Origin of the sequence: Streptomyces antioxidans, from assembly GCF_000968685.2 — a bacterium.
Taxonomy (GTDB): Bacteria; Actinomycetota; Actinomycetes; order Streptomycetales; family Streptomycetaceae; genus Streptomyces; species Streptomyces antioxidans.
Map to the genome: position 1 here is coordinate 102,716 of NZ_LAKD02000001.1, position 18,765 is coordinate 121,480.

Genomic DNA, 18,765 nt, shown 5'->3' on the forward strand with positions numbered 1-18,765 from the left:
TCGTAACCCGCTGACCGGCCATCGGCCGACAGACCGACGAGGGGTGCGCTGATGCAGGAGAACACCGCGCCGATGCGGGAGAACACCGCGGATCCGGCCTCCGCGCGGGCGGGGGAGCGGCCGGAGGATCCGGTCTCCGTGGCCGGGCTGGCCGCCCGTATCCCGGACACCAGCGCACGCGGTATCGCGGCCGCCATGACCGATCTCATCCGGGCCGGGGAGCTGGTGCCGGGCAGTGCGCTGCCCACCGTGCGCGCGCTCGCCGCCGGGCTCGGGGTGAGCCCCGGCACCGTGGCGGAGGCATGGGCGGTGCTGCGCAAGCACCGGATGATCGCCACCCTCGGCCGCCGCGGCAGCGTCGTCAGCGGTCCGCCGACCGTTCCGCACCCCACCCGCTACGAACGCGTCGGGGACTTCGGCGACCACCTCGCACTGGACCTCGCCGTCGCGGCCCCCGACCCCGCCCTGTTGCCCCCGCTGGAGGACGCCCTGCTCGCGGGGGCCCGCACGCCGCGGCTCAACGACTACGCGCGCACGGCCATCACCGAAGGGCTGCTGGCGGCGGTGCGGGACACCTGGCCCTACCGGCCGGACGCCTGGATGGCGGTGGGCGGTGGCTACGAGGGGGTGCAACTGCTCTGCCAGGCCCTGCTGGTGCCGGGGGACCGGGTGGCGGTGGAAGATCCGACGGCGGCGCGGCTGCTGGACATCCTGGAGGCGCTGGACGCCCAGGCCGTGCCCGTGGCCTGTGACGACCGGGGCCCCCTGGCCGGCTCGCTGGCCAGGGCGCTCGAGGCGCGCCCGGCGCTGTTCCTCCACCAGTCCAGGGCCCAGGTGCCCAGCGGCTGGTCGCTGGGCCCGGAACGGTCCGCCGAGCTGGCCGGGGTGCTGGAGGGCGCGCCGAACGTCGCCATCGTCGAGGACGACGGCCTCGGCCCGCTGACCACCGGCCCGGCCGCCGTCCTCGGCGCCCGGCTGCCGCACCGGACGGCCCTGGTCCGCTCGTACTCCAAGGCGTACGGCCCGGATCTGCGGATCGCCGTGGTCGGAGGCCCGCGGGAGATGATCGAACGGGCGCGGGTGCTGCGCACCTTCGGCACCGGGTGGACCAGCCGCATCCTCCAGGACGCCCTGGCTCATCTGCTCACCGACGAGGCGGCGGGCCGGTGTGTGCGCGAGGCCGCCAGGTGCTATGACGCCCGGCGGTCCGCGCTGGCCGAACGGCTGGCGGAGCGCGGTGTGCCCACCGCCAACCGGGACGGTCTGATGCTGTGGGTGCCGGTGGTGGACGAGACCTCCGCGCTGGTCACCCTGGCCGCCCGGGGCATCACCGTCTCCCCGGGCAGCCGGTTCTGCGTCTCTTACGCACGTCCCCATGTGAGGGTCGCCACCAGCAGGCTGACCAGGGACGGGGCGCCGCTCGACGAGATCGCCGAGCTGATCGCACTCGCGGCCTCCTCCTCCGCCGCCCGGATGGAGTGATCCCGGCCGGTCGGTGGTGTCCGCCTGGCGGGCTCCGCTGAGCGGCGTTCAGCGGCGGCGCAGGCCCTTGTCCCGGAGCGCCGGGGGCACGTAGTAGCTGTCCGCCCGGTTGAGGTCGGTGCCCGGCGGGACGATCTCGTCGATCCGGTCCAGGACGTCCTCGCTCAGCTCCACCTCGGACCCGGCGAGCAGATCCTCCAGCTGCTCCATGGTGCGCGGACCGATGATCACCGAGGTGATGGCCGGATGCGCCCGTACGAAGGCGATGGCCATGTGCGGCAGCGAGAGCCCGGCGTCGGACGCCAGCCCGGCCAGCGCGCCGACCGCCTCCAGCTTGCGCGCGTTGTCGGGCAGCGAGGTGTCGAACTTCTGCCGCTCCACGGCCGCCCGGCCGCCAGCCATGTCGATGTCGGACGCCCTGGTGTAGCGGCCCGTGAGCCAGCCCGCCGAGAGCGGACCCCAGCTCAGCACGCCCATCCCGTACTTCTGGGCGGTCGGCAGCACGGCCGACTCCACGCCCCGCGCCAGGATCGAGTACGGCGGCTGCTCGCTGCGGAACCGCACGTGCCCGCGCCGCTCGGAGACCCACTGGGCCTCCACGATCTGCTCGGCCGGGAAGGTGGAGGAGCCGACGGCGCGCACCTTGCCCGCCCTGACCAGGTCGGACAGGACCGACAGCGTCTCGTCCACGTCCGTCGTCGGGTCCGGCCGGTGGATCTGGTAGAGGTCGATGTGATCCGTGTCCAGACGGCGCAGGCTGTCCTCGATCTCCCGGGTGATCCAGCGCCGTGAGTTGCCGCCGTAGTTGGGGTCCTCGCCCATCGTGAAATGGGCCTTGGTCGCCAGGACGACCTCGTCGCGGCGGCCCTTGAGGGCCTTGCCGACGATCTCCTCGGACTCGCCCCCTGAGTAGATGTCGGCGGTGTCGATGAAATTGATGCCCGCGTCGAGGGCGCGGTGGATGATCCGTACCGAGTCCTCGTGGTCGGGGTTGCCCAGGGCGCCGAACATCATCGCGCCGAGGGCGTACTCGCTCACCGAGATGCCGGTACCGCCCAGGATCCTGCGCTTCATGGCAGCTGCCTTCCTTTGCCTTCTGCGGCCCGTGTGCCTAGTGCGGCCCGTGCCTTCCATGGCGTCCTGCGCCCTCAGCCTCGTCCGCGGGGGGCCGTGCCACCAGGCCCCATTCAGCCTGGGTCTGCCAGAACCACCTCTCGGCCCGGAATCCGGGGCGATGCGCGGATAATGAACGGATGGGCCATTCCGAACCGGAGATCAAGGGGTTTCTCAAGTCGCGCCGCGCCGCGCTCGACCCGGCCGAGCTGGGGCTGCCGGAGGGGGTCGTCCGGCGCCGGGTGCGCGGTCTGCGCCGGGAGGAGGTCGCCCAGCGGGCCGGGATCAGCGTGGACTACTACACCCGTATCGAGCAGGGCCGGGCCCCGGCCGTCTCGGACTCGGTGGTCGACGGACTGGCGCGGGCGCTGCGGCTGACCCCGTCCGAGCACACCTATCTGCGCAACATCACCCTGCCCCGGCGGCGCGCCGGGGAGCCCGACCCGCATCTCCGGCCGCGGGTGCGGCCGGAGATCCAGCAGCTGCTGAACGCGATGGACCGCACCGTCCCGGCCTATGTCTACGGGCCGGCGATGGACATCCTGGCCTGGAACACCCTCGGCACCCGGCTGGGCATCGACTACGCCGCGATCCCCGACGAGCGGCGCAACGGCCCGCTGCTGGTCTTCCTCGACCCCCGGCTCAGGGAGATCCATCCGGACTGGGACGAGGTCGCCGATGACACGGTGGCCGGGCTGCGCGCGGAGACCGGCCGCCACCCCGGCAGTTCGCGGGTGTGCCGGGTGACCCATGAACTGCTGGAGCGGAGCGAGGAGTTCCGGCGGCGGTGGGAGGCGCAGGCCGTGCAGGAGCGGACGCGGGGCGTCAAGCGGTTCCGCCATCCGGAGGCGGGGGAGCTGGTGCTGCGGTTCGAAGCGTTCGTGCTGCCCGCGGATCCGGGGCAGATGCTGTGCACGTATACGGCCGATGAGGGGTCGGCGACGGCGGAGGCGCTGAAGGTGCTGGCGGGCGCGGCGGCGGTGGTCTGACGCCGCTGATGGCCGCTGATGGCCGCTGACGGTCCGGGGACTGGTCCGGGGACTGCTCCGTTCTTGCCGCATTTTTGCCGCGCCCCACCTCCTTGACGCAACTGGAAACTTTCCTTACTTTCATTCCCTCCCACGGTGGCGCCAGTGGCGCCAGAGGCGCCAGTGGCGCCAGAGGCGCCAGAGGCGCCAGAGGCGCCAGAGGGCAAATGGAGGTCCGGATGGCGCCTTCGGCGGACCCCAGACCGTCATCGGCTTCGTCGCGGGCGCGGTGCTCGGGGGCGGTGCGGGCACCGCGGGATAGGGCCTGGCCCGAGGCCGGCGCTGCCGGGGCGGCCGGGACCGGCGTGGCGGCCCGGGTGGCGCGGGCACCGTGGGAGGCGGCCCGGGTGGCGCCGTCAGGTTCGGGGGGCCAGCGCGTTCCAGCGCACCGTGATCTCGCCCTGGCGCCAGCGCCGGGGGCCGTCGGTGAGCGGCCAGCCCTCCGCGCGCAGCGTCTGGGCGCTGCGTATCCAGCGCTGGCGCGCGCTGAGCGGCGCGTACGGGGCGGCGGTCGCCCAGGCGCGGTCGAAGTCGCGCAGGAAGGTGTGCACCCGCTCGCCCGGCACATTGCGGTGGATCAGCGCCTTGGGGAGCCGTTCGGCCAGGTCGGACGGGCGTTCCAGGGAGCCGAGGTGGGCAGCGAAGGTCACGGTGCGCGGGCCCGACGCGTCCAGCGCGACCCATACGTGCCGCCGCCCGATCTCGTCGCAGGTGCCCTCCACCAGCAGCCCGCCGGGCGCCAGCCGGGCGCACAGCCGCCGCCACACGGCGGCGACCTCGCGCTCCTCGTACTGCCGCAGCACATTGGCCGCCCGGATGAGCGCCGGGCGGGCGCCGCCGGGCAGCGGCACCTCGAAGCCGCCGTGCGCGAAGGTGAGCCCCTCGCGCTCGTACCGCCGCGCGGCGAGCACCCTCCCGGGGTCGATCTCGACCCCCACGACGCTGGCCCCGGCCCGTACGGTCCGCAGCCGGTCCAGCAGCTCGACGGCGGTCCACGGGACCATCCCGTAGCCCAGGTCCACCGCTACCGGCGGGTCAACGGCCCGCCGCAGCGCGGGCCCGTGCGCCGCCGCGATCCACCGGTCCATCCGGCGCAGCCGGCTGGGGTTGGTGGTCCCGCGGGTCGCCGAACCGATCGGACGGGACGGCGGGGGAACGCGGGCGGGCATGGCGCTGAGTCTATGCGGGGGCGGAGGGAGAGCCTGCGCCGGGCCGACGCGTCGTGGCCGTCGGGTATCAGAACGTCACGCTTTGGCAAAGCGGAAATGGGAACTACACGTTCCGGTGTTGACGCCGTGGAGGGAGCCCGCCCCGGCAAGGAGGTAACGCGCGGTGAGCCAGCACGCGTCCCGGCTCGGCGGCCTGCGAGGCCGGTCCCACGTACCGTTCGGCGCCCCGCCCCACCAGCGGCTTCGCCGCATGCCACGGCGACCGCGGCGGATCGCGATGCTCAGCGTCCACACCTCGCCGCTGCATCAGCCCGGCACCGGCGACGCCGGTGGGATGAACGTCTACATCGTGGAGCTGGCCCGGCGCCTGGCCGCCATCGACATCGAGGTGGAGATCTTCACCCGGGCCACCACCGCCCGGCTGCCCCCGTCCGTCGAGCTCGCCCCCGGGGTGCTCGTCCGGCATGTGGACGCCGGGCCCTACGAGGGCCTTGCCAAGGAGGACCTGCCGGCGCAGCTGTGCGCGTTCACCCATGGCGTCATGCAGGCGTGGGCCGGGCACCGGCCGGGCCATTACGACCTCGTCCACTCCCACTACTGGCTCTCCGGCCACGTCGGCTGGCTGGCCGCCGAGCGCTGGGGAGTGCCGCTGGTGCACGCCATGCACACCATGGCCAAGGTCAAGAACGCCGCGCTGGCGGCGGGCGACACCCCCGAGCCCGCGGCCCGCGTCATCGGCGAGCAGCAGATCGTCCGCGCCGCCGACCGGCTGATCGCCAACACCGCCGAGGAGGCGGAGGAGCTGGTGCGCCACTACGGGGCGGCGCGCGAGCTGGTGGCGGTCGTCCACCCCGGGGTGAACCTCGACCGCTTCCGGCCCGCCGACGGCCGGGCCGCCGCCCGGGCCCGGCTGGGGCTCCCGGCCGATGCGCTGATACCCCTCTTCGCCGGGCGCATACAGCCGCTCAAGGCCCCCGACATCCTGCTGCACGCCATCGCCCACCTCCTGGAGGAGGACCCCTCGCTGCGCGAGCGCATGGTCGTGCCCGTGGTGGGTGGCCCCAGCGGCAGCGGCCTGGCCAAGCCCGAGGGGCTGCACAAGCTGGCGGCGCGGCTGGGGATCTGCGATGTGATCCGGTTCCGGCCGCCCTGTGCGCAGGACGAGCTGGCGGACTGGTACCGGGCGGCGTCCGTACTGGTCATGCCGTCGTACAGCGAGTCGTTCGGGCTGGTGGCCATCGAGGCGCAGGCGTGTGGCACCCCGGTCGTGGCCGCCTCGGTGGGCGGTCTGCCGGTGGCCGTACGGGACGGGGTCAGCGGCACCCTGATCGACGGCCATGACCCGGCCGACTACGCCCGCGCCCTGCGCCCCTTCGTGCGGGAGCCGGGGCGGGCGGACCGGATGGGCGCGGCGGCGGCCCGGCACGCCCAGTCCTTCGGGTGGGACACGGCCGCCGCGGCGACGGCGGAGGTGTACACGGAGGCGATGCGGGAGCGGCGTCGCCTACGATCGGGCCATGGCTGACCCCAAGGCCGACCGTAAGGCCGACACCGACCGCAAGGCCGAGCCCGAAGGCGACCGTAAGGCCGACACCGCTCCCGGGGCCGACCCCCGGGCCGTCATCGAGCGGACGCTGAACGACGCCGAACTGGAGTGGGAGAGCCCGGAGGGCGGCACCTACGTCATCACCCTCCCGGGCACCCGCAAGCTCTCGACCACCTGCTCGCTGCGGGTCGGCCGGCACTCCCTCTCGGTCAACGCCTTCGTCGTCCGCCACCCGGATGAGAACCACGAGGCGGTCCACCGCTGGCTGCTGGAGCGCAACACCCGGCTGTACGGGGTGAGTTACGCGATCGACCAGCTCGGCGACATCTATCTGGTGGGCAAGCTGCCGCTCGCGGCCGTCACCCCGGAGGAGGTGGACCGGCTGCTCGGCACGGTGCTGGAGAACGCTGACGGCAGCTTCAACACGCTGCTGGAGATGGGGTTCGCCACGGCCATTCGCAAGGAGTACGCGTGGCGCACCGCGCGGGGCGAATCGACGCGGAACCTTGAGGCGTTCAGCAATCTGACTCGGGACGCGGCGAAGTGAGGAACCGGGCCCTGGCCCGGTCTGCATCCCACCTCCACCTTTGCGCTTGCCCCCTGCCCATCTAGACGCGACCCCTTCCGCGCGCCCCTGCCCCATGGCATTCTCACGCCGTCTCTCACCTGAACTGCGTTCACATCCATGGAAAGCGGGGCTGGCTCATGGGCACGGAGATCGACAGAAGGCGGTTGCTCGGCGGTGCGATGGGACTGGCGGCGGGCGCCACGCTCCTGGGGGCGGGGGCCCCGCTCCTGACCGCCACGGACGCGGCGGCGGCCGCCCCCGCACCGCGTACCCCGGACGCGACGGGCACGCCGGGCGGGGCCCGTACGTCCGCCCTCTGGCGTGAGTTCCGCGCCCACCCGTACGCCCACCCCCAGATCCCCTACGTCGGCCGCGCCGGTTACCTCGGTGGCCGCACGAGCTTCCCGCGCCCGCCCGTCGTCGCGGACGTCCGCGATTTCGGCGCCCGGCCCGACGGCTCCGCGGACGCCGCCCCCGCGATCAACCGCGCCATCGCGGCGGCCGGTTGGCGCGGCGGCGGCACGGTGCTGGTGCCGCCCGGGACGTACCGCGTGGACGACGTCATCCGCCTCGGCCACGACAACGTCGTACTGCGCGGCGCGGGCAGCGGGCGCACCACCCTCCACGCGACCCGTAACCTCACCGAGCTGATCGGCCCGTACGGCAGCCGCTACGGCGGCGACAAGTCGTCCTGGTCCTGGGCCGGTGGCCTCATCTGGGTCTGCCCGGACGCCCGCTGGCGCACCCTCACCGACGCGATCCGGGCCCGTGCGTGGCCGTTCGAGGGCTGGACCGGCGACCGGCGCGACGAATGGCGGACCCTCACCGGCCTGGCCGCCCCCGCCCGCCGCGGCGACTGGTCGGTGACCGTCGAGGACCCGTCCGCCCTGCGCCGCGGCGACCGCGTGCTGCTCCAACTCATCGACGACGAGAGCCATTCGCTGCTGGCCCATATGGCCGGTGATGTCGAGGGCGCCGCCGACTACGTCTGGACCGACAAGACCAAGCTCACCTCGTACGTCCCCTATGAGTGGCCGTGCCGCGTCGTCGCCGTCGACCGGCTGCGGCGCCGGGTGACCCTCGACCGCCCGCTGCCGCTCGACGCCCGGCCCGCCTGGCAGCCCCGGTTCACCACGCTGGTGCGCCCGGTCACCGGCTCCGGGGTCGAGGGCATCACCCTCGATGTCGTCGAGACCCCGCAGGCGCAGCATCTGCTGGACAAGGGGTACAACGGCGTCGCGCTGCAGTGCGCGTGGGACTGCTGGGTGGACGACGTGACCGTCAACAACGTCGACAACGGCTTCCTGCTCGTCGCCGCCAAGGCGTGCACCCTGCGCCGCACCCGGGTGACGGGCCGCGGCAGCCATCATCCTTACTGCTGCCGCGAGGGCTCGCACGACAACCTCGTGGAGGACTTCGTCCTGGCCCAGCGCACCGTCCCGGCCCCGGAGGGGACACAGCTGCACGGGATCAACGTGGAGGGTCTGTCCAGCTACAACGTCTGGTCGCGGGGCCGGATGGAGATGGGCACCTTCGACACCCACCGCGGAATGCCCTTCGCCAACGTCCGTACGGAGATCACCGTGGACAACACGGGGTCGCACGGCGGCGACGCGAGCGCCGGTCCGCTCTACGGTGCGCGGTTCGCCCACTGGAACGTCACGGTCACCAATCAGCGGGCCGGGTGCGTCAGGATCGACGACATCGCGCCGTACAGCGCGACGGTCGGGATCAGCCAGGTGCGGCCGTTCGGCCAGATCGACGTCCCGGACTTCACCGGTCCGCTCCACTCCCGTATCGAGTCCTACGGCCACCCGGAGGCGGTCCACCCGCGCAACCTGTACGAGGCGCAGCGCGCACTTCGCTGACATCCCCGCTTGAAACATCGTGCGGAACGCGGTGAAGAAATACGGTCCATGAGGGCTCTTCATGGTGAACCGGCTCCGGCGGCCGGGAACCATGAAGAGGAGACACAACGGTGCTCATGGACAATCCGTGGCTCACGGTGGCAACGGTCGTGACGGTGGGGGTGCTACGGCTGATGGGGGACGTCATCCACTGGCTGGCGGCGCGTTCGGGCGAACGGCTCCGGGCGCGCACGCTGGCCGAGTTGGTGAACAGAACGGAGCCGGGCACGGTCCTCACCGACCGCCGCCCCGACGGCGCGGCGCTGACGATACGGCGGCGGCCGGAGGGGCTAGGCGAGCAGGGGGCGCGGGACGAGCGGGGCGGGGGTCGACCGGAATGAGCGACACCGTCGAGGAGAGCGCGGACGGCGGGCGGCCCGAGGAGGAGTTCGACGCCTTCTACGCCCGCACCTACCCCTGGCTGGCCGCCCGCGCGGTGATGCTCAGCGACAACCGGCAGAACGCCGAGGACGCCGTGCAGGAGGCGTACATCGAGGCGATGCGCCGCTGGCCCGAGGTCAGGGCGTACGCCTCGCCCGAGGCATGGGTGACCACCACCATGCGCCGCAAGCTCTCGCGGGACGGGCGGCGCTGGTGGTTCCGCTGGAAGCCGGTCGAGCTGACCGTCCCGGCCGCGGCGACCGCGACCGTGGAGGAGACCGCCGAGGCGCTGGCCGCCCTGCGCGCCCTCGGCACGCTGCCGCCGCGCCAGCGCCAGGTGGTCGTCATGCACTCGCTCGAGGGCATGAGCTACCAGGCGATCTCCGCCGAGCTCGGCATCTCCGTCGGCAGCGTCGGCAGCAACCTCCACAAGGCCCGCGCCCGGCTGAGCCTGCTGCTCGACGCCTCCCCGGAGCCGGGTCCCGCCACCGACCGCCTCCTGACCCGCCCCCCGAAGGACCCGCTGAGCGCGGCGCTGCACACAGCCGCGGAATGGCTGTCGGCCGGTTTCAGGGACGAGGGCCGGGGGTTGCACAGTGGGGCCGACCGCAGCCGGGGCCGTCGATGATCGCCGCCGCCCGCGCGCTCCTCGCTACCGCCCGTGCCCTCCTCGCCCTCGCCCTGCTCGTCCTCTTCTACGCGCTGGTCGCGGCCATCGTGCTGCTCTGGGCGGCGTTCCTGGTGGCCGCCTTATGGACCGCGGGAACGCCGGAGGCCCAGACGCCGCCCACCACCGTCGTCACCGCCTGCGCGGCGCTCGCGCCGATCGTCTTCGGCATGGTGTGGGCGGTGATCCGCACCGCCCGCCCCGCCGCCCCGCGCGAGGACGTGGTGACGGTGACCCGGCGCGGAGCGCCCGAGTTATGGCGCACGGTCGAGGAACTGGCCCTCGACGTCGGCACCCGGCCGCCCGGCCACATCAAGCTGACCGCCGAGGTCAACGCCTCCGTCACCGAGGACGCACCGCTCCTCGGACTCGCCCCCGGCCGACGCGTCCTCTACCTCGGACTGCCCCTGCTGGCCGGTCTTCCGCCCGCCGAGCTGCGCGCCGTCCTCGCGCATGAGCTGGGCCACTTCTCCGGCCGTCACAGCCGCTTCGGCGCCGTCGCCCACCGGGGCGCGGCGGGCCTGGTCGCCGCCCGGCAGGCGATCCAGGGCGCGTCGGCCGCGAACGACCTGGTGCGGCTGTACGCGGGCGTACCGCTGCTGCTGCTCGGCCTCTACACCCATGTCTTCCGCTGGCTCACCCGCCCGGTCCGGCGGCGGCAGGAGCTGGAGGCCGACCGCGAGGCGGCGCGGGTGGCCGGTCCGGGCGCCGTCGCCGACGCGCTGTGCTCCACCGCGGCGCTGGAGGCGGCGTGGCAGGAGTTCCTTGCGGACTTCCTGGCCCCGATGCGCCGGGCGACGGGCCGGATCCCCGACGATCCGTTCCGCGCCTTCGCCCATATGGCCGAGGCGCCCGAACTGCGGGAGCCGATGGCCGCGTTGCGCGCCCGCGCCGTCGAGCGGCCCGCGGACCCCGACGACGCGCATCCCGCCCTGGCCGTACGGCTGGCACGGCTGTCGCGCCTGCCGGTCCAGGAGCCCGACGCGGCGCCCTCCCCAGGAGACCCCGTCCCCCTGCGGCCGCGGTACGCGGTCGCGCTGGGCCACGTCCTGCTGTCCGGCCCGGACGCGCCGTCCGGCCCGGACGCGGGCGCGAGGGTGCCGTGGCGGGACTGGCTCACCGAGCTCGCGGAGCACCGCGCCACGCGCGTCCTGACTCCGCTGGCGGAGGCGGTGCGCGAGGTGGAGGAGACGGAGGGGACGGGCCAGCCGACGGCACGGCCGGAGCGGCTGACCATCCACCGGGTGCTGCGACTGCTGGACGGCGGTCGGCGCATGCCGCTGGCCCGCGCGCTGAACGCCCGGCTGCCCGAGGGCGGGCGAATGCCCCGTGGCGATCAGACCGAACAGGACCCGCTCGCCCCCCTCGCGGAGGCCCTGGCCGTACTGATCGGGGCGCAGCTGGTCGCGCGGGGGACGGCGTACTGGGCCATGAACTGGACCGGGCCCAGCATCCTCGTACCGCCCGACGGCATCGCCCCCGAGACCATCCGCACCTGGGCCGACACCGCCGTACGACTCCCCGGCCAGACCCAGCTGCTCGGGCTGCACCTGGCAGCCCTGGGCGTGGACGAATGCGCGCCGCTGCCGTCCACCGGCCCGGCAGGGGGCCCGGCGGACGGGCCGACACCGGGCGAGAAGGCCCGCCGTATCAGCATCACCCCCGGGGCCACCGGCCCCGCACGCCGACGCATCACCGCCGTGCGGGCGCTGGCGCTCACGGTGCTGGTGGGGCTGACGGGGCTGACGCTCGCCCTATGGGTGAACCGGGACGAGCCGAGCTACCCCGGAACACCGGTGACCCGCTGGAACGACCGCTACCAGCCGGGCGGCGGCACGGGCACGGGCCCCGGGCCGTACCCGACCTACCAGCAGCCCACCTTCCCGGTATGGCCGACGCCCCCGGCGTACCGCCTGCCCCCGCCCTCGGTGCCGAGCATCCACATCGAGCCGGTCATCCCCAGACCCACGCCGTGACCCCACCCGGTCCGCTGTCCACCGCCCCGTCGGAGACCCCCGCCACGCGAGGCGGCCCGCGACCGCCGTCCCTCCTCGACGGGCCCGGCCCCGCTACGAGGAGCCCGCCCCGACCGCAGGCACCCCACCACCGGAGGCATCACCGGCCCCGTGGCCGGAGGCGTCACCAACGTCACTAGCCGAAGCCGCCACCGAATCAGCACCCGCACCCGCACCCACAACCGAAGTGGCACCGACCCCCACCCCACCCCCCAACTCCCCGGCCGCAGGCCGGTTCCGCAGGGCGCGCCCCAGCGCCACGTACCCCCCGGCCGCCACGAGGCCCACCACGGCACTGGCAGCCCACAGGGCATCCGCGCCGAAGCGGTCCATGACGGCGCCGCCCACGAGCGGGGCGATGAGCGAGGCGAGGGACCACGACAGGGTGTACATGCCCTGGTAGCGGCCGCGCCCATGGGTCGGGGAGAGCCGGGCCACCAGCCCCATCTGCGTGGGGGAGTTGATGATCTCGCCGACCGTCCAGACCATCACGGCCAGCGCGTACATCCCGACCGACCCGGCGAACGCGGTCAGCCCGAACCCGGCGCCGGTCAGCAGCGCGGACACCGTCAGCAGCGGCGCCGGATCGCGATGCTCGAGGAACCGCGTCACCGGGATCTGTACGGCCACGATCAGCACGCCGTTCGTCGCGATCGCGACGCCGAAGTCCGTACTGGACAGCCCGTCCGCCCCCATCGCTATGGGCAGTGCCACGAACGCCTGTTGGATGAGGGTCGCGACCAGAAAGGAGAGCGCGACGACGGCCATGAACCGCCGGTCCCGCAGCACCGCACCCAACCCCACCTCACGCTCCGGCCCCGGCTCCGCCGCCGCACCCGCGGCGGCACGCTCCCGCTCGGGCCGGGACTCCGGAACCTTGCCGAAGACGATGAACGCACACAGCAGCGTCATCCCGGCGTCAGCCAGGAAGAGCGTGAGATAGCCGTGGCGCGCGATCAGCCCGGCAGCCGCCGCGGAGACGGCGAAGCCGAGGTTGATGGCCCAGTAGTTGAGCGCGAAGGCCCGCACCCGGTCCCCGGGCGCGACGATGTCGGCGATCATCGCCTGTACCGCGGGCCGTGACGCGTTGCTGGTCATTCCCACCAAGCAGGCCACGACGGCGATGGCGACCGGGTGCTGCACGAACCCCAGCAGGGCGACCGTGGCCGCGGTCGACAGCTGGGCTGCCAGCAGCGTGGGCCGCCGCCCCAGCCGGTCGGTCAGCACCCCGGCGACGACCGCGGACACGGCCCCGCCCAGCCCGTGCAACGCCCCGACGAGCCCGGCGAACATCGCCGAATAGCCCCGATCCACGGTCAGGTACATGGCAAGAAAGGTGGCCACGAACCCGCCCAGCCGATTGACCAGCGTGGAGGTCCACAGCCACCAGAACTCCCGGGGCAACCCCGAGACACTCTCCTTCGCGGCCTGCCGCAGTCGGGCGACGGACACCGGACGACACCCCCCCTGTAAGTGGCACAACCAGCATCCGCAACTTACCCATACGGCCCCCACCCCGCCAGTCAATTGACGGGGTCCGTCAACCGACCCGTTCAGACCGGTCCAGTAGGCTCGACGGCATGGCCGACGCACCGTACAAGCTGATCCTCCTCCGCCATGGCGAGAGCGACTGGAACGCGAAGAACCTGTTCACCGGCTGGGTGGACGTCAATCTGAACGAGAAGGGCGAGAAGGAGGCCGTCCGCGGCGGTGAGCTGCTGAAGGACGCCGGCCTGCTCCCCGACGTGCTGCACACGTCCCTCCTCAAGCGCGCCATCCGCACCTCCCAGCTCGCCCTCGATGCCGCCGACCGCCTCTGGATCCCGGTCCGCCGCTCCTGGCGCCTCAACGAACGCCATTACGGCGCGCTCCAGGGCAAGGACAAGGCCCAGACCCTCGCCGAGTTCGGCGAGGAGCAGTTCATGCTGTGGCGCCGCTCGTACGACACCCCGCCGCCCCCGCTGGACCGCGACGCCGAGTACTCCCAGTTCGCGGACCCCCGCTACGCCACCCTCCCGCCGGAGCTGCGCCCGCAGACGGAGTGCCTCAAGGACGTCGTCGTCCGCATGCTCCCGTACTGGTTCGACGCCATCGTCCCGGACCTCCTCACCGGCCGCACCGTCCTGGTCGCCGCCCACGGCAACTCCCTCCGCGCCCTGGTCAAGCACCTGGACGGCATCTCCGACGCCGACATCGCGGGCCTCAACATCCCCACGGGCATCCCGCTCTCCTACGAACTGGACACCGACTTCAAGCCGGTCAACCCGGGCGGCACCTACCTCGACCCGGACGCCGCGAAGGCCGCCATCGAGGCAGTGAAGAACCAGGGCAAGAAGAAGTAAGCCCACACGCCCGAGCCCCTACTCGCGGTTCCACTGCGAATGGGGGCTTGTCGCTGCCCTGGCGCCGTCACCGGCTCCTCCGCCCCAGCCCACACGGCTCCCGCTGCTCCACGTCCGGCACGCGCGCCGTCAACGCACGCCCAGGTGCGCGCCCAATGACCGTGCGCGGCTCCGCCCTGGGTGCGTACCGCTGGGGGCGTGGAAGGAGCGGTGCCTCACATCCGGGATCTCAGAACGTCGACCTCACAGCCCGGTGCGGACGGGTCGAAGCCGTGCTCGATCAGCCAGCGAACCGCCAGCAGGCTTCGCAACGACCACCACGCATGGATCACATCGAGGTCGATGTCGGTGCCGTAGCCGGCGATGACATCGCCAAGGTGCTCCTCGTGTCCGAGCGTGAGGGTGGCGAGGTCGTACAGGGCATCACCCTGGCCCGCCTCGGACCAGTCGATGATGCCCGTCACCTCATCGTCGTCGACGAAGACGTGCGCGATCTGCAGGTCGCCGTGCGTGAACGCCGGAGTCCACGGCCGGAGCGCGGCCTCGGCGACCTGGCGATTGCGGGTGACCAGGTCGGCGGGCAGGACGCCGGTGGTCACGAGCGATTCGCACTCGTCGTCGAGTTCCGTCGCCAGCACGACGATGCTCCGCCCGGCCCGGCCGGGCCGGGGTGGCAGCGGCGCGTCGTGCAGCTTCCGGATGGCGGCGCCCGCCGCGGCCCACGCCTCCGGCGACCCGGTCGACGGCCCGCCGAGGCGCCCAAGCGTCGTCCCCGGGACCGCGGCGATCGCGAGCACGGGCGGTTTACGCCACAGGACCTCCGGGGTCGGGACCGGGGCGAGGGACATCGCCTCGACCTCGACGTCGAGGCGCGCCTGATCGGCGTCAACCTTCAAGAACACGTCGCCGACGCGCAGAGTCGCGCGCTCGGAATGGGCGACGACGACGTTGACCTCATCCACGGGCGACCAGTATCCCGGGGATGATCGCCGACGTCGCCAGGTTTATCGCGGGCTATCACGCGGCCGAGCCGTCCTTAAGACGTCTTGAGGAGTTGAGGACTTACGCTGACCGTGTCCGCAGCGTCCCGCACGACCTAGGACGGTGAGCCGCCCATGGCCAAGTACGAGCAGATCGCGGATGCCCTTCGGCAGAGCATTCGCGCAGGTCAGCTCGGGCCCGGGGAGCGGCTTCCGGCGGAGGACAGGCTTGCGGCGCGGTATCGGACGAGTGTGCCGACGCTTCAGCGGGCGCTGTCGGAGCTGGTGGCCGAGGGTCTGATCGACAGGCGGCACGGGGTGGGGACGTTCGTGCGGACCCCGCGGCGGCGGGTCGAGCGGAGCAATGCGCGGCACCAGTGGGAGAAGGACCGGGTCCGCCGGTCCAGGGCGGAGCGGCTGCGGACCGGGTCGACCGAGCACGACACCGGGCTGGAGGTCGGCGACCTCGCCTTTCACGCCGAGTACCGCGACGCGAAGGCCGACGCGGACCTGGCGTCGGTCTTCGGGGTTCCCGTGGGCACGCGGCTGCTGGAGCGGATCTACCGCACCAACTGCCGCGGGGAGGACGCGCCGTTCGCCCTGGTGCGTTCGTATCTGGTGCATGACGTCGTGGCGGTCAATCCTGATCTGCTCGACGCCGCCCATGAGCCCTGGCCGGGCGGCACACAGAATCAGCTCTACACGATCGGCATCGAGCTGGACCGCATAGAGGAACGGATCACGGCCCGGCCGCCGACCGTGGAGGAGGCGGAGGCGCTCGGCCTCAAGAAGGGGGTTTCGGTGATCGTCCTCCGGAAGATCTGCACGGACATCGGTGATCGCGTCGTCGAGGTCTCCGATGTGACGCTGTGCGGAGACCGTACGGAGCTCGTCTTCACCACGCCCCTGAAGAGGTGGTGACCGTGCCGGGCACCATCACCGTCATCACGGCCGTCCACGCCCCGGGCGCCGCGCATCTGCCGGACGCCTACGCGTCGTTGCGCGAGCAGGAGCTGCCGGACGGCTGGGACTGGCAGTGGGTGATCCAGGAGGACGGCGAGACCGACGCCGTACGGCCCTATGTGCCCGACGACGCCCGCGTCAGCTTCGGCCAGGGGCGGTCCGGCCGGGCCGCGATGGCGCGCACCATGGGGCTCGCCCGTGCCGAGGGCGCGTACCTCAAGGTGCTGGACGCCGACGACATGCTCACCCCCGGCGCCCTCGCCCGCGACCTCCGTGCGCTCACCGACCACCCCGAGCTCGGCTGGGCCACCTCCCGCGCCCTGGACCTGCTGCCCGACGGCTCCACCGTCGGCTTCGACGGCGATCCGCCGCAGGGGCCCATCGCACGGGGCGCGGTCCTCGACTTCTGGCGGGCGAACGGCCACCGTGCCCAGGTCCACCCCGCCACCCTCTTCGTACGCCGGGACCTGCTCCTCGCCCTCGGCGGCTGGATGGCCCTCCCCGCATCCGAGGACACCGGCCTCCTGATGGCCCTCAACGCGGTCAGCCGCGGCTGGTTCACCGCCGACACCGGTCTGCTCTACCGCAAGTGGCCCGGCCAGGTCACCGGCCAGTCCGCCCACGCCGACGCGGATGAGCGCGCGGCGCGGTTCGCGGTGGTCGAGGCGCGGGCCCGGGTCCTGGCCGCCATGGACGGCTGGCGCTACGACGCCCGCTGAGCGCCCGCTCGAGCCGCCATCGATGAGTTCGCGCGGCGGCCGCGGTCTGAGAGGAGGAAGAGCTCGGCGACCGACCGCGTCCCCCGGAGGGCATCATGAGAAAGATCACCGCGAGCCTGTTCATCTCGCTGGACGGGGTCGTGGAGGCGCCCGACCAGTGGCACTTCCCCTACTTCAACGGCGAGATGGGCGCCGCCGTCGACGCGGTCCTCGGCACGGCCGACACCCTCCTCATCGGCCGCGTGACCTACGACGGCTTCGCCGGAGCGTGGCCGGGCCGCGAGGCGGCGGGCGGTGCGGACGCCCACTTCGCCAAGAAGCTCGGCGACGCCCGCAAGATCGTCCTGTCGCGCCAGAACCTCGACTTCACCTGGCGGAATTCCGAACGGCTCAAGGGCGACTTCGCCGACGCCATCACCGCGCTGAAGAACGAACCGGGCGGCGACATCGCCCTCAGCGGCTCGGTCTCGGTCGTCCGGCAGCTCATGGCGCACGGCCTGCTGGACGAACTGCATCTGCTGGTCCACCCGATCGCCGTCCGCAAGGGCATGCGGCTGTTCGACGAGGCCGAGACCACGGTCCCGCTGAAGCTGCTCTCCTCCGCGACCTTCAGCACCGGTGTGCTGCACCTCGTCTACGCCCCGGCCGGGGCCACCGCCGGCGCCACCTACGAGGACGCCAAGGCCCATCTGCCCCGGGACGACCGGGACGACCGCGACGACTAGGACGACGGGACGACCAGTAGACGCCACCACTCAGGGCAGCGTCTCCGCCTCGGTGCGCGAGAAGACCAGGTCGCTCTCCTCCGTGACCGGTCCCCGCCAGCGGACCGGGACCTCCGGCGGGCGACGCAGGGCGCCGGGGTAGCTGGCCGCCGCGTAGTCGTTGGGCAGGCGGTAGACGTGGAAGCCGTGGTCCTTGAGGGCGGTCAGCAGGTCTTCGACGGAGTCGCCCAGGTCGGCCATGCGCTGGGGGGTGACCTCGACGGTGAGTTCGGCGTCGGGGCGCAGCTTGTCGAGGAGGGGGACCAGGCCGCGTACCACGCCGCCCTCCGCGCCCTCCACGTCGATCTTGATGACCCGGGCGTTGGTGATCTCGTCGTCGGTGAGGAGGTCGGGCAGCGGCTGGGCCGCGATCTCGAAGGTGGACTCGGCGGGGCCGTCGTAGGGGACGACGCTGTTGGCGCCCATGTTGCGGGAGCTGGCGAGGACGAAGGTCAGCAGCTCGTCGCGGTCGGAGACGGCCGCGTTGAGGGCGCGGACGTTGGTGCGGTCGTTGCGCCGGACGTGGCGCTGGAGGAGCTGGTGGAACGTCGGTGAGGCCTCGATCGCCACCACCGTTCCACTCCGCCCGACGAGGCGGGAGGCGAGAACGCTGTAGTAGCCGATGTTGGCCCCGACGTCCACGAAGACGTCCCCGGGCCTCAGTCTGCGCTCGAGCCACCGCGTCATATGGGGTTCCCAGACCCCGAAGAGGTAGAGGTACCGCTGGATGAGGTCCTGGGTGTCGACGGCGAAGGTGGCGCCGAAGCGCGTACGGGCCAGGCGGTGCAGGGGGCGGTCCCGCAGGGCGGCGTTGAGGTGGCGCTCGACCAGGGCCCGCTTTCCGGCGCCCCAGGGCGCGTGGCGGACGTACTCGCGGCCGAGGTCGAGAGCGGCCTGGTCGACGACGCGGGCGGCCTGGCCGACGAGCCTGCGGATCACGAGGTCTCCTGGTGGGGGAGGTGTCGTCTTGTGCTGCGCGGATGCGGTCTCGTTCGGTGTCGCCGCACCGCTGCCCAGTGTCCCCCGGACATGCCCCGGAACTTGCCCCCGGACATGGAAGCGCCCGACCGCTGGCGACGGGGGATGCACCAGCGGTCGGGCTGTACCTAAGAGTAACGCGG

General features: G+C 72.9%; 17 protein-coding genes. 12 read left to right on the forward strand and 5 right to left on the reverse strand.

Features of this window, described 5'->3' with window-relative positions; all coding sequences use genetic code 11:
• Positions 1 to 51: 51 nt before the first annotated feature.
• Positions 52 to 1,482 (forward strand): aminotransferase class I/II-fold pyridoxal phosphate-dependent enzyme, encoded by a 1,431-nt coding sequence (locus tag VT50_RS00485; protein ID WP_240528979.1) that lies wholly within the window; start codon positions 52 to 54, stop codon positions 1,480 to 1,482.
• A 48-nt stretch (positions 1,483 to 1,530) separates the two neighbouring features.
• Here VT50_RS00485 and VT50_RS00490 read toward each other — a convergent pair whose 3' ends face one another.
• On the reverse strand, positions 1,531 to 2,556 hold the full coding sequence (locus VT50_RS00490; RefSeq protein WP_046086524.1) for an aldo/keto reductase: 1,026 nt from the start codon (positions 2,554 to 2,556) through the stop codon (positions 1,531 to 1,533).
• Positions 2,557 to 2,735: 179 nt separating this feature from the next.
• On the opposite strand from VT50_RS00490, the gene VT50_RS00495 reads away from it, so the two are divergent.
• Entirely contained in the window at positions 2,736 to 3,584 is an 849-nt protein-coding gene (locus VT50_RS00495; RefSeq protein WP_046086523.1) for a helix-turn-helix transcriptional regulator, read from the forward strand.
• A gap of 395 nt (positions 3,585 to 3,979) precedes the next feature.
• Here the strand turns inward: VT50_RS00495 and VT50_RS00500 are convergent, their stop codons facing one another.
• Complete coding sequence (locus tag VT50_RS00500) at positions 3,980 to 4,792, reverse strand: class I SAM-dependent methyltransferase (RefSeq protein WP_046086522.1); 813 nt, start codon at positions 4,790 to 4,792, stop codon at positions 3,980 to 3,982.
• Positions 4,793 to 4,955: 163 nt separating this feature from the next.
• Between VT50_RS00500 and mshA the strand changes: the two genes are divergently transcribed.
• The 6 genes from mshA to VT50_RS00530 all read left to right on the forward strand — a co-directional run bounded on the left by mshA (position 4,956) and on the right by VT50_RS00530 (position 11,837).
• Positions 4,956 to 6,317, forward strand: coding sequence for a D-inositol-3-phosphate glycosyltransferase (mshA, locus tag VT50_RS00505; protein WP_107424686.1), 1,362 nt, complete (start codon positions 4,956 to 4,958; stop codon positions 6,315 to 6,317).
• Complete coding sequence (locus VT50_RS00510) at positions 6,310 to 6,885, forward strand: type III secretion system chaperone family protein (RefSeq protein ID WP_078840724.1); 576 nt, start codon at positions 6,310 to 6,312, stop codon at positions 6,883 to 6,885. The genes mshA and VT50_RS00510 overlap by 8 nt, the downstream gene beginning before the upstream one ends.
• Positions 6,886 to 7,043: 158 nt before the next feature.
• Entirely contained in the window at positions 7,044 to 8,774 is a 1,731-nt protein-coding gene (locus VT50_RS00515) for a glycoside hydrolase family 55 protein (protein ID WP_075200360.1), read from the forward strand.
• A 116-nt stretch (positions 8,775 to 8,890) separates the two neighbouring features.
• Positions 8,891 to 9,154: a hypothetical protein gene (locus tag VT50_RS00520; RefSeq protein ID WP_143645160.1), complete on the forward strand. Its 264-nt coding sequence runs from the start codon at positions 8,891 to 8,893 to the stop codon at positions 9,152 to 9,154.
• Complete coding sequence (locus VT50_RS00525; RefSeq protein ID WP_046086520.1) at positions 9,151 to 9,822, forward strand: RNA polymerase sigma factor; 672 nt, start codon at positions 9,151 to 9,153, stop codon at positions 9,820 to 9,822. The genes VT50_RS00520 and VT50_RS00525 overlap by 4 nt, the downstream gene beginning before the upstream one ends.
• Positions 9,819 to 11,837 (forward strand): M48 family metallopeptidase, encoded by a 2,019-nt coding sequence (locus tag VT50_RS00530; RefSeq protein WP_046086519.1) that lies wholly within the window; start codon positions 9,819 to 9,821, stop codon positions 11,835 to 11,837. The genes VT50_RS00525 and VT50_RS00530 overlap by 4 nt, the downstream gene beginning before the upstream one ends.
• Positions 11,838 to 11,930: 93 nt before the next feature.
• On the opposite strand, the gene VT50_RS00535 is transcribed toward VT50_RS00530, so the two are convergent.
• Positions 11,931 to 13,328: an MDR family MFS transporter gene (locus tag VT50_RS00535; RefSeq protein WP_046086518.1), complete on the reverse strand. Its 1,398-nt coding sequence runs from the start codon at positions 13,326 to 13,328 to the stop codon at positions 11,931 to 11,933.
• Between the two features lie 128 nt (positions 13,329 to 13,456).
• On the opposite strand from VT50_RS00535, the gene VT50_RS00540 reads away from it, so the two are divergent.
• Complete coding sequence (locus VT50_RS00540; RefSeq protein WP_046086517.1) at positions 13,457 to 14,218, forward strand: phosphoglyceromutase; 762 nt, start codon at positions 13,457 to 13,459, stop codon at positions 14,216 to 14,218.
• 215 nt (positions 14,219 to 14,433) lie between these two features.
• Here the strand turns inward: VT50_RS00540 and VT50_RS00545 are convergent, their stop codons facing one another.
• Entirely contained in the window at positions 14,434 to 15,180 is a 747-nt protein-coding gene (locus VT50_RS00545; RefSeq protein ID WP_046086516.1) for a phosphotransferase family protein, read from the reverse strand.
• Positions 15,181 to 15,333: 153 nt separating this feature from the next.
• On the opposite strand from VT50_RS00545, the gene VT50_RS00550 reads away from it, so the two are divergent.
• From VT50_RS00550 to VT50_RS00560, 3 genes are all read left to right on the forward strand, one after another.
• Positions 15,334 to 16,119 (forward strand): GntR family transcriptional regulator, encoded by a 786-nt coding sequence (locus tag VT50_RS00550; protein ID WP_046086515.1) that lies wholly within the window; start codon positions 15,334 to 15,336, stop codon positions 16,117 to 16,119.
• Between the two features lie 2 nt (positions 16,120 to 16,121).
• Positions 16,122 to 16,880 (forward strand): glycosyltransferase family 2 protein, encoded by a 759-nt coding sequence (locus VT50_RS00555; RefSeq protein ID WP_046086557.1) that lies wholly within the window; start codon positions 16,122 to 16,124, stop codon positions 16,878 to 16,880.
• Positions 16,881 to 16,975: 95 nt separating this feature from the next.
• The gene (locus tag VT50_RS00560; RefSeq protein WP_046086514.1) at positions 16,976 to 17,605 is read left to right on the forward strand and encodes a dihydrofolate reductase family protein; all 630 of its coding nucleotides are present in this window, start codon (positions 16,976 to 16,978) and stop codon (positions 17,603 to 17,605) included.
• A gap of 30 nt (positions 17,606 to 17,635) precedes the next feature.
• On the opposite strand, the gene VT50_RS00565 is transcribed toward VT50_RS00560, so the two are convergent.
• Positions 17,636 to 18,580: an FkbM family methyltransferase gene (locus VT50_RS00565; protein WP_078840728.1), complete on the reverse strand. Its 945-nt coding sequence runs from the start codon at positions 18,578 to 18,580 to the stop codon at positions 17,636 to 17,638.
• Positions 18,581 to 18,765 lie beyond the last annotated feature (185 nt).

Excerpts from the sequence above, each read along its gene's own strand:
- VT50_RS00500 (WP_046086522.1), bottom strand. The coding sequence starts at position 4,792 with ATGCCCGCCCGCGTTCCCCCGCCGTCCCGTCCGATCGGTTCGGCGACC.
- VT50_RS00485 (WP_240528979.1), top strand. The coding sequence starts at position 52 with ATGCAGGAGAACACCGCGCCGATGCGGGAGAACACCGCGGATCCGGCC.
- VT50_RS00525 (WP_046086520.1), top strand. The coding sequence starts at position 9,151 with ATGAGCGACACCGTCGAGGAGAGCGCGGACGGCGGGCGGCCCGAGGAG.
- VT50_RS00510 (WP_078840724.1), top strand. The coding sequence starts at position 6,310 with ATGGCTGACCCCAAGGCCGACCGTAAGGCCGACACCGACCGCAAGGCC.
- VT50_RS00560 (WP_046086514.1), top strand. The coding sequence starts at position 16,976 with ATGAGAAAGATCACCGCGAGCCTGTTCATCTCGCTGGACGGGGTCGTG.
- VT50_RS00550 (WP_046086515.1), top strand. The coding sequence starts at position 15,334 with ATGGCCAAGTACGAGCAGATCGCGGATGCCCTTCGGCAGAGCATTCGC.
- VT50_RS00515 (WP_075200360.1), top strand. The coding sequence starts at position 7,044 with ATGGGCACGGAGATCGACAGAAGGCGGTTGCTCGGCGGTGCGATGGGA.
- VT50_RS00490 (WP_046086524.1), bottom strand. The coding sequence starts at position 2,556 with ATGAAGCGCAGGATCCTGGGCGGTACCGGCATCTCGGTGAGCGAGTAC.
- VT50_RS00520 (WP_143645160.1), top strand. The coding sequence starts at position 8,891 with ATGGACAATCCGTGGCTCACGGTGGCAACGGTCGTGACGGTGGGGGTG.
- VT50_RS00530 (WP_046086519.1), top strand. The coding sequence starts at position 9,819 with ATGATCGCCGCCGCCCGCGCGCTCCTCGCTACCGCCCGTGCCCTCCTC.
- VT50_RS00495 (WP_046086523.1), top strand. The coding sequence starts at position 2,736 with ATGGGCCATTCCGAACCGGAGATCAAGGGGTTTCTCAAGTCGCGCCGC.
- VT50_RS00540 (WP_046086517.1), top strand. The coding sequence starts at position 13,457 with ATGGCCGACGCACCGTACAAGCTGATCCTCCTCCGCCATGGCGAGAGC.